Source organism: Neisseria sp. P0021.S005, from assembly GCF_051956955.1.
In genome coordinates, this window is sequence record NZ_JBQCWY010000075.1 from 1 (window position 1) to 10162 (window position 10162).

7 protein-coding genes are annotated in these 10162 nt (G+C 47.1%); 6 read left to right on the plus strand and 1 reads right to left on the minus strand.

The window, feature by feature from the left end:
- Positions 1–442 (minus strand): RlmE family RNA methyltransferase (locus tag ACTHUE_RS06440; RefSeq protein ID WP_440423136.1); only part of this gene is annotated, 442 nt, incomplete at its 3' end.
- Between the two features lie 111 nt (positions 443–553).
- Here ACTHUE_RS06440 and yhbY point away from each other — a divergent pair.
- The 6 genes from yhbY (at position 554) to ACTHUE_RS06470 (ending at position 9836) form a co-directional block, all read left to right on the plus strand.
- The gene (gene yhbY, locus ACTHUE_RS06445) at positions 554–841 is read left to right on the plus strand and encodes a ribosome assembly RNA-binding protein YhbY (RefSeq protein WP_004520614.1); all 288 of its coding nucleotides are present in this window, start codon (positions 554–556) and stop codon (positions 839–841) included.
- A 224-nt stretch (positions 842–1065) separates the two neighbouring features.
- Positions 1066–2493, plus strand: a complete 1428-nt coding sequence (locus ACTHUE_RS06450) for a tetratricopeptide repeat protein (protein WP_004520615.1) — start codon at positions 1066–1068, stop codon at positions 2491–2493.
- 620 nt (positions 2494–3113) lie between these two features.
- Complete coding sequence (gene aceE, locus ACTHUE_RS06455; RefSeq protein WP_004520617.1) at positions 3114–5777, plus strand: pyruvate dehydrogenase (acetyl-transferring), homodimeric type; 2664 nt, start codon at positions 3114–3116, stop codon at positions 5775–5777.
- Positions 5778–5914: 137 nt separating this feature from the next.
- Positions 5915–7546 carry a dihydrolipoyllysine-residue acetyltransferase gene (aceF, locus tag ACTHUE_RS06460; RefSeq protein ID WP_440361169.1) on the plus strand — a complete coding sequence of 544 codons (1632 nt, stop codon included), beginning with the start codon at positions 5915–5917 and terminating at the stop codon, positions 7544–7546.
- Between the two features lie 77 nt (positions 7547–7623).
- Positions 7624–9408: a dihydrolipoyl dehydrogenase gene (lpdA, locus tag ACTHUE_RS06465; RefSeq protein WP_049344805.1), complete on the plus strand. Its 1785-nt coding sequence runs from the start codon at positions 7624–7626 to the stop codon at positions 9406–9408.
- An 89-nt stretch (positions 9409–9497) separates the two neighbouring features.
- The gene (locus ACTHUE_RS06470; protein ID WP_003683576.1) at positions 9498–9836 is read left to right on the plus strand and encodes a P-II family nitrogen regulator; all 339 of its coding nucleotides are present in this window, start codon (positions 9498–9500) and stop codon (positions 9834–9836) included.
- Positions 9837–10162: the final 326 nt, after the last annotated feature.

Genomic DNA, 10162 nt, shown 5'->3' on the forward strand with positions numbered 1-10162 from the left:
AATCCAAAGCCAGTTCACACAAATAAAAACTGCGTGCCTGGTCTGTTACGGCATTGCCTGACATATTGGGTGCCATATCACAGATTACAAGGTCTAACGGACGATTATCCAATAAGGCTTCAAACTGTTCCAAAACAGCATCTTCCCTAAAGTCGCCCTGAATAAACGACACGCCTTCAATAGCATCCATCGGCAAAATATCCAAAGCAAACACTGCCCCTGTTTTACCGACCAGCTTGGCCGCTACCTGTGACCAACTTCCCGGCGCGCTGCCCAAATCCGCCAAAACCGTACCCGGCTTGATTAATTTATCTTTTTGATTGATTTCCAATAATTTATAAGCCGCTCTGGCACGATATCCGTCTTTTTGTGCCATATGGACATAATGATCGTTGACGTGCTCATGCAGCCATGCTTTTGAAGATTTTGAGCGTACAGCCATCTTGATTTGAAATGCTTAAGTTGAAATCAGCATTGTACGTTATTTCCCCCGTAAATGTTCTAAATCGCGTACAATATAGCCATTATTCTTTTTAATTGGATACTTATCAAAATGAGCGACAACAAACTAAGCACCAAAGAAATTTTGGCCTTGAAAGCCCAAGCACACCACCTTCATCCCGTTGTTATTGTTGGCCAACAAGGTTTGACCGACTCCGTCATTAAAGAAACCGACGCCGCATTGACAGCACACGAATTGATTAAAGTCCGTGTTTTTGGCGATGATCGTGCTGAACGTATTGAAATTTGTGATGCCCTGTGTGAAACACTGGGTGCTCAACTGGTGCAACATATTGGCAAATTACTTGTTTTGTGGCGTAAAAAACCGGATGATAAATAATTTAAACTGAATAAACAGCAGAAGTATTTTCTCAACCCACTTTATCATATCCTTCTGTTGTATTTATGCAGCATAAAAAAAATTATTCCATTATTCTAAGTATAAAAGTACAAATACGGTTGCCTGTTTTTGTAAATAACCTCAAAATTACAAAATCATAACGGCCGCACCCTGTCGGCCGATTATTTTATTCCTAATCCTTCACAAAATATAAAAGCAAACCGATGAATGCTCAACAATATGAAGAATCTTTTCTGCTAGCAGAAAAATTAATCACTCAAGACCCACCTGACTTTGCACGAGCCATCCCATTGCTCTGCGAAGCAGCAGAAGCCGGGCATGTTGAGGCTGCATTTCAGCTGGCAGGATGCCTGTTCGAAAACCAAGAAAACGAACAAGATTTAGCAATTGCAGTTGAATATTTAAAACAAGCGGCAAGAGCCGGTCATCCCTATGCCCGCTACAATCTTCTCCAATTACAAGAAAATAACGGCGCAGAAGTAGAAACGCTTATTTCAGCCTATCAAGAACTTGCCAAAGAAGACTTGGTCCCGGCCCAGCTGCGCCTGATGCGTTTATATGCGGATAGCGGCAATGACCAAGAAGCAGTCAAATGGGCATTGAAAGCTGCCGAGCAACAAAACCCTCAGGCGCAATATTTCTTAGCCCAACACTACCAATACTCAAGCACCCCTGATTTAGAATACTCCCATAAACTCTACCAGCAATCTGCCGCACAGGGGTTTATTGCAGCACACTGGCAACTTGGTCTTCAATATAAATTGGGTCAAGGTGTCGCACAAAATCCTGAAAAAGCAATCGAACATTTACGCATTGCCGCCAATTACGACATTGTTCCGGCGCAAACTTCTCTTGCAGAACTCTTAGTCGCATCAAATCCTGCTGAAGCATTGGAATGGTTTGAAAAAGCTGCCGCACAAGGTGACAGCAATGCGCATGTAGCACTTGCCGAAATCTATCTTTTGGGAAAAAACACCGAGCGAAACCCTCAAAAAGCCTATCAACACGCCAAGTCTGCTGCGGACCAAAATGATCCGGAAGGCTTGCGCCTTTTGGGAGATATCCATCGCTACGGATTGGGACGAGCAGTTGATGCAAACACCGCCCGTCAGTATTATCAACGCGCAGCCGACTTAGGCAATCTTGTCGCTTACCAAAAACTTCTATCTGACAGTGCGTTGAATAACCAGCAAAACTATGAGTTAACCAAAGAAATCGCCCTCCAACGTCAAGAGGCCGAGCGCCTATACAAACTGGCATTTGCAGCGCACTATGGCTTAAAACGTCAACAAAATTACGCTGAAGCACTGGATCTATACCATCAATCCGCAGAACATGGACACAGCAAATCCCAAACCAATCTTGGCATGATGTATTACAGTGGACAAGGTGTACCTGTCGACTATGCCCAAGCTGCAAAATGGTTTGAAGCTGCAGCCAAACAAAGGGATACAATGGCCCAATATAATCTTGCCTGTCTCTATTACCACGGCCTAGGTGTAGAGAAAGACATCAATAACGCATGTTTTTGGCTGCAAGAAGCCATCCAACATGGACATGAGCAGCAAGATGTTCTCAAAGAGCTTTTAGCTCAATGGAAGCAATTTGCCCAAAAATCCTCTGCAGTTTAAAGGCCGTCTGAAATTCTAACTTCCTACATAAATGACATGTTCAGAGCTAAACTAAAAGCCTGTACATGTCATTTTTTCATTTACTCTTCCTAAATAATTATCATCTTCAAATCCCATTTCCTCTTAATCTCTTTAAAGTCTTCAGACGGCCTATTCTCTTTGTAAAGAATCAGATAATCTAAATTTTCTCTTTCAAACCCTAAATCCAATATAAACTTTCAATTTAAAACGAAATTTGAAAAATATTTTTCGTATTCGAATCCATTTACTCAAATATCTGATGCTTTTTTACTGTATCCACTCAATATCCCGATTTAAAAACAAGCTCCATAACTCTTTTAAAAAATCTTATTTTAACCTTTACATCCTATCAATATCTACAGCATGATTTGCCAGTTTGCCCAATTACTGATAGCATTTGCAGGTTGGCCGGTTCGCAAAAAGTTCTATTCTTTCTGATTTTTCATCAACGGTTATAACGTATTGAAAACATTTCAGTAATTAAGACTTTTTCGAATTTGACTCTAGGAATTTTCGTTTTTAACTCATATATGTTCACAAACGAAAATATCGGAGTAATACTCCGTCATTGAAAAACACTCAACACAAGGATAGATATTATGTCCACCCAATTACACGATGTTGACCCAATTGAAACCAAAGAATGGTTAGACGCGTTAAGCTCTGTTTTAGAATATGAAGGCAGCGAACGCGCCCAGTATCTGCTGGAAAGTTTGGTCAAATACAGCCGTGACAAAGGCATCCGTATGCCCCATGGCACCACTACTCCATACTTGAACACCGTTTCCGTTGAAGACGAAAAAGGCATCCCTGGCGACCAAAACATCGAACACCGTATCCGTGCATTCGTTCGTTGGAACGCTGCCGCTATCGTTTTGCGCGCAGGTAAAAAAGATTTGGAATTGGGTGGACACATTGCATCTTTCCAATCAGCCGCCACTATGTACGAAGTCGGCTTCAACCACTTCTGGAAAGCTAAAGGTGAAGGCGAAGAAGGCGATTTGGTATTCTTCCAAGGCCACGTTGCCCCTGGTATCTACGCACGCGCTTTCGTTGAAGGCCGTCTGACTGAAGACCAATTGAACAACTTCCGTCAAGAAGTTGCCGGTCATGGTCTGCCTTCCTATCCTCACCCTCACCTGTTGCCTGACTTCTGGCAATTCCCAACCGTATCTATGGGTCTTGGCCCATTGATGGCGATTTACCAAGCCCGTTTCCTGAAATACTTGGAATCTCGCGGCCTAGCTAAAACCAAAGGCCGTAAAGTATGGGTATTCTGTGGCGACGGCGAAATGGATGAACCTGAAAGCCAAGGTGCTATTGCTCTGGCTTCACGCGAAGGCTTGGATAACCTGGTATTCGTCATCAACTGTAACCTGCAACGTTTGGACGGTCCAGTACGCGGTAACGGCAAAATCATTCAAGAGCTGGAAGGCAACTTTGCCGGCGCCGGCTGGAATGTTGTGAAAGTCATCTGGGGTCGTCGTTGGGACCGCCTCTTGGCAAAAGACAAAGATGGCATCCTGCGCAAACGTATGGAAGAGTGCCTGGACGGTGACTACCAAACTTACAAATCCAAAGACGGTGCATACGTTCGCGAACACTTCTTCAATACGCCTGAACTGAAAGCATTGGTCGCCGATATGACTGATGAACAAATTTGGGCATTGAACCGCGGTGGTCACGACCCTCAAAAAGTGTACAACGCTTACGACCGCGCAGTGAACCACGCCGACGGCAAACCTACTGTCATTTTGGCTAAAACCATTAAAGGTTACGGCATGGGTGCATCCGGCGAAGGTCAAAACGTTGCTCACCAAGCCAAGAAAATGGACAAAGCTTCTCTGAAACAATTCCGTGATCGCTTTGACATTCCTGTTACCGACGAGCAAATCGACAGTGGCAACCTGCCTTACCTGACTTTTGCTCCCGACAGCGAAGAATACAAATACCTGCATGCACGCCGTGAAGCTTTGGGTGGCTACCTGCCTCAACGCAAACCTACCCAAGAAGTTCTGGAAGTGCCTGAACTGTCAGCATTTGAGACTCAACTGAAATCCAGCGGTGACCGTGAATTCTCAACCACCATGGCTTTCGTCCGCATCCTGTCTACTTTGTTGAAAGACAAAAAAATCGGCAAACGCGTGGTGCCTATCGTTCCAGATGAAAGCCGTACGTTCGGTATGGAAGGTATGTTCCGTCAATACGGTATTTGGAACCCTAAAGGCCAACAATACACTCCTCAAGATAAAGACCAACTGATGTTCTATAAAGAATCTGTTGACGGTCAAATCTTGCAAGAAGGTATTAACGAACCAGGTGCTATGGCTGACTGGATTGCTGCTGCGACCAGCTACGCAAACAACGACTTTGCCATGATTCCTTTCTACATCTACTACTCTATGTTCGGTTTCCAACGCGTCGGCGACTTGGCATGGGCAGCAGGCGATATGCATGCACGCGGTTTCCTGCTGGGTGGTACAGCCGGCCGTACAACACTGAATGGCGAAGGTTTGCAACATGAAGACGGCCACAGCCACATTCAAGCAGATTTGATTCCAAACTGTGTAACTTACGATCCGACATTCCAATATGAAGTAGCCGTTATCGTACACGATGGCTTGCGCCGTATGTATGTTAACCACGAAGACGTGTTCTACTACATCACCCTGATGAATGAAAACTATACCCATCCGGACATGCCTGAAGGCGTAGAACAAGACATCCTGAAAGGTATGTACTTGCTGAAAGCCGGCGGCAAAGGCGATAAAAAAGTCCAATTGATGGGTTCCGGTACCATCCTGCAAGAAGTCATTGCCGGTGCCGAATTGTTGAAAGCCGACTTCGGCGTAGAAGCAGACATCTGGTCTTGCCCATCATTCAACCAGCTGCACCGCGATGCCATCGAAGTGGAACGCTTCAATCGTCTGAACCCATTGGAAACTGCAAAAGTACCGTTTGTTACTTCTCAACTGCAAGGTCATGACGGTCCGGTTATTGCCGCTACCGACTACATCCGCAGCTATGCTGACCGTATCCGTGCCTACATCCCTAACGACTACCACGTCTTGGGTACCGATGGCTTCGGTCGTTCCGACAGCCGTGCCAACCTGCGCAGCTTCTTCGAAGTTGACCGCTACAACGTTGCCGTTGCTGCATTGAGCGCTCTGGCCGAACAGGGCAAAGTCAGCAAAGAAACCGTTCAACAAGCCATTGAAAAATATGGTATTAAAGCCGATGCAGCTCCTAGCTGGAAACGCTAATTGATGTTTCAGACGGCCTGTTAACATTAGGCCGTCTGAAAACCAAATGTTTGAATGGTTTGAACAGACAAACTGTACCGATGCCGTGTGAAACAGTTTTCAGACGGCATCAAACTGAAAATATTAAAGGAACTCAAATGAGTATCGTAGAAATCAAAGTCCCTGATATCGGCGGTCATGAAAACGTCGACATCATCGCTGTAGAAGTTAAAGCAGGCGACACCATTGCCGTTGACGACACCCTGATTACTTTAGAAACCGACAAAGCCACTATGGACGTACCTGCCGATGCAGCCGGTGTCGTGAAAGAAGTTAAAGTTAAAGTTGGCGATAAAATCTCTGAAGGCGGTGTTATTCTGACCGTTGAAACCGATGCCGCCGCTGCCGATGCAGCCCCGGCTCCTGCAGCTCCCGCTGCCGATGCAGCCCCGGCTCCTGCAGCTCCCGCTGCCGCTCCTGCCGCAGCCCCTGCAGGCGGGGCAACTGTAAAAGTTGTTGTCCCGGATATTGGCGGTCATACAGATGTAGACATTATTGCCGTTGAAATTAAAGTTGGCGACACTGTTGCCGTTGACGACACTCTGATTACTCTGGAAACCGACAAAGCCACTATGGACGTACCATGTACAGAAGCCGGTGTTGTTAAAGCCGTATTTGTAAAAGTTGGCGACAAAGTATCTGAAGGTTCTGCCATTATCGAAGTAGAAACCGCCGGTTCCGCCGCAGCTGCTCCTGCTCCTGCCGCTCAAGCTGCCGCACCTGCACCAGCCGCTGCTCCGGCTCCTGCTGCTCCCGCACCAGCCGCTACGCCTGCTCCAGCTGCACCTGCAGCTGCCAAAATTGACGAAGCTGCTTTTGCCAAAGCCCATGCAGGTCCTTCCGCACGTAAACTGGCGCGCGAATTGGGTGTAGATTTGGGTCAAGTTAAAGGTACCGGTCTGAAAGGCCGTATCATGGGCGAAGACGTTAAAGCCTTCGTTAAATCCGTTATGCAAAGCGGTGCAGGCAAACCTGCCGCTGCCTCTTTGGGCGGTGGTCTGGACTTGTTGCCATGGCCTAAAGTTGACTTCTCTAAATTCGGCAGCGTCGAAGTTAAAGAACTGTCTCGCATTAAGAAAATCTCTGGTCAAAACCTGTCTCGCAACTGGGTTGTGATTCCTCACGTTACCGTACACGAGGAAGCGGATATGACCGAATTGGAAGAATTCCGCAAACAGCTGAACAAAGAATGGGAACGCGAAGGCGTGAAACTGTCTCCATTGGCCTTCATCATTAAAGCCTCTGTTGCTGCACTGAAAGCCTTCCCTGAATTCAACGCCTCTTTGGATGGCGACAACTTGGTGCTGAAAAACTACTTCAACATCGGTTTCGCAGCAGACACGCCAAACGGCTTGGTTGTTCCAGTAATCAAAGACGTGGATCAAAAAGGCTTGAAACAAATCAGCCAAGAGCTGACCGAATTGTCTAAAAAAGCCCGCGAAGGCAAGCTCAAACCACAAGAAATGCAAGGCGCATGCTTTACCATTTCCAGCTTGGGCGGTATCGGCGGTACAGGCTTCACGCCAATCGTGAATGCTCCTGAAGTTGCCATCTTGGGCGTGTGCAAATCCCAAATTAAACCGGTTTGGAACGGCAAAGAATTCGCTCCTCGCCTGATGTGCCCATTGAGCCTGTCCTTCGACCACCGCGTCATCGACGGTGCCGCCGGTATGCGCTTTACCGTATTCCTGGCTAACCTGTTGAAAGACTTCCGCCGCATTACTCTGTAATCCGAGCATTTTCAGACGGCCTTTTTACTCAGGCCGTCTGAAAAAAGAAGTCCGAACATCATTCAGAAAGATTAGACATGAGCTTAGTTGAATTAAAAGTGCCCGACATTGGCGGTCACGAAAACGTAGATATTATTGCGGTTGAAGTAAATGTAGGCGACACCATTGCTGTGGACGATACCCTGATTACTTTGGAAACCGATAAAGCCACTATGGACGTACCTGCCGAAGTTGCAGGTGTCGTTAAAGAAGTTAAAGTTAAAGTCGGCGATAAAATCTCCGAAGGCGGCTTGATTGCAGTCGTTGAAGCCGAAGGTGCGGCTGCCGCTCCTAAAGCCGAAGCACCAGCTGCTCCTGCGCAAGAAGCACCTAAAGCAGCCGCTCCTGCTCCTCAAGCTGCTCAATTCGGCGGTTCTGCCGATGCCGAATACGACGTAGTTGTATTGGGTGGCGGCCCTGGCGGTTATTCTGCTGCATTTGCCGCTGCTGACGAAGGCTTGAAAGTTGCCATCGTCGAGCGTTACAAAACTTTGGGCGGCGTTTGCTTGAACGTTGGCTGTATCCCTTCCAAAGCCCTGTTGCACAATGCTGCCGTTATCGATGAAGTGCGTCACTTGGCTGCCAACGGTATCAAATACCCAGAGCCTGAACTCGATATCGACATGCTGCGTGCTTACAAAGACGGCGTGGTTTCCCGTTTGACTACCGGTTTGGCAGGCATGGCCAAAGGCCGTAAAGTAGACGTTATCCAAGGCGACGGCCAATTCTTAGATCCGCACCACTTGGAAGTGTCGCTGACTACCGGCGACGTGTACGAGCAAGCGACTCCTACCGGCGAGAAAAAAATCGTTGCCTTCAAAAACTGTATCATTGCAGCAGGTAGCCGCGTAACCAAACTGCCTTTCATTCCTGAAGATCCACGCATCATCGATTCCAGCGGTGCACTGGCTCTGAAAGAAGTACCAGGCAAACTGTTGATCATCGGCGGTGGTATTATCGGTCTCGAAATGGGTACGGTTTACAGCACTTTGGGGTCTCGCCTGGATGTTGTTGAAATGATGGACGGCCTGATGCAAGGCGCAGACCGCGACTTGGTTAAAGTATGGCAAAAACAAAACGAATACCGTTTTGACAACATCATGATCAACACCAAAACTGTTGCTGTTGAGCCTAAAGAAGACGGCGTTTACGTTACTTTTGAAGGTGCAAATGCGCCTAAAGAGCCACAACGTTACGATGCCGTATTGGTGGCTGCCGGTCGTGCGCCTAACGGCAAACTCATCAGCGCCGAAAAAGCAGGCGTTGCTGTAACTGACCGCGGCTTCATCGAAGTGGACAAACAAATGCGCACCAACGTGCCGCACATCTACGCTATCGGCGACATCGTCGGTCAACCGATGTTGGCACACAAAGCCGTTCACGAAGGCCACGTTGCTGCGGAAAACTGTGCCGGCCATAAAGCCTACTTTGACGCGCGCGTTATTCCGGGTGTTGCTTACACTTCTCCTGAAGTGGCATGGGTTGGCGAAACCGAGTTGTCTGCCAAAGCTTCCGGCCGCAAAATTACCAAAGCCAACTTCCCATGGGCTGCTTCCGGCCGTGCAATTGCCAACGGTTGCGACAATGGTTTCACCAAGCTGATTTTTGATGCTGAAACCGGCCGCATCATCGGTGGCGGTATCGTTGGTCCTAACGGCGGCGATATGATCGGTGAAGTCTGCTTGGCGATTGAAATGGGCTGTGATGCCGCCGATATCGGTAAAACCATCCACCCACACCCAACCCTGGGAGAATCCATCGGTATGGCTGCGGAAGTGGCATTGGGCGTATGTACCGACCTACCGGCTCAGAAAAAGAAATAAGTTCACTCAAATAAAATTTGAACGAACTTGATGGAACAAAGGCCGTCTGAATGTTTCAGACGGCCTTTTTGCAAACAAGGAGACTTAATATGAAAAAAATCGAAGCTATTATCAAACCTTTCAAACTCGACGATGTACGCGAAATCCTGACTGAAATCGGCATTACCGGCATGACCGTCAGCGAAGTCAAAGGTTTCGGCCGCCAAAAAGGCCATACGGAAATTTATCGCGGCGCAGAATACGCAGTTGATTTCCTGCCTAAAGTGAAAATCGAATTGGTATTGGCTGACGACAAAGTCGATCAGGCTGTTGATGCCATTTTAGAAACCGCACATTCCGGCAAAATCGGTGACGGTAAAATCTTCATTTATCCGGTTGAAGAAGCTATCCGTATCCGTACCGGTGAACGCTCGGAAGCAGCGCTTTAATAGAAATCGCAAAACACAGAATACAAATGCCGTCTGAAAATAAGTCGTAGCGTGGTTTGCTCAGGACTTATTTTTCAGACGGCATTAATTGAATACCCCCCATTCTCTAAAGTCTATCCAAGTAAACCTATTATCGAAAACTTCACGCTATCAAGCATGGAGGAGTTCGAGGCAATGCTTCACCTGACCTTCGTGAACGACTTTACCGTATCAAATAACTCTTTCCAAAGCAGGGCTAACCCCAATCCCATACTTGCAAAACCTCAACGCCCTCCTTTTAAAATCAATTCTTCGCATTTTTTCCTATTCTTGTTGTTGCCTAACTT

Coding starts and splice junctions, on each gene's coding strand:
- aceE (WP_004520617.1), top strand. CDS start 3,114: ATGTCCACCCAATTACACGATGTTGACCCAATTGAAACCAAAGAATGG.
- ACTHUE_RS06470 (WP_003683576.1), top strand. CDS start 9,498: ATGAAAAAAATCGAAGCTATTATCAAACCTTTCAAACTCGACGATGTA.
- ACTHUE_RS06450 (WP_004520615.1), top strand. CDS start 1,066: ATGAATGCTCAACAATATGAAGAATCTTTTCTGCTAGCAGAAAAATTA.
- yhbY (WP_004520614.1), top strand. CDS start 554: ATGAGCGACAACAAACTAAGCACCAAAGAAATTTTGGCCTTGAAAGCC.
- aceF (WP_440361169.1), top strand. CDS start 5,915: ATGAGTATCGTAGAAATCAAAGTCCCTGATATCGGCGGTCATGAAAAC.
- lpdA (WP_049344805.1), top strand. CDS start 7,624: ATGAGCTTAGTTGAATTAAAAGTGCCCGACATTGGCGGTCACGAAAAC.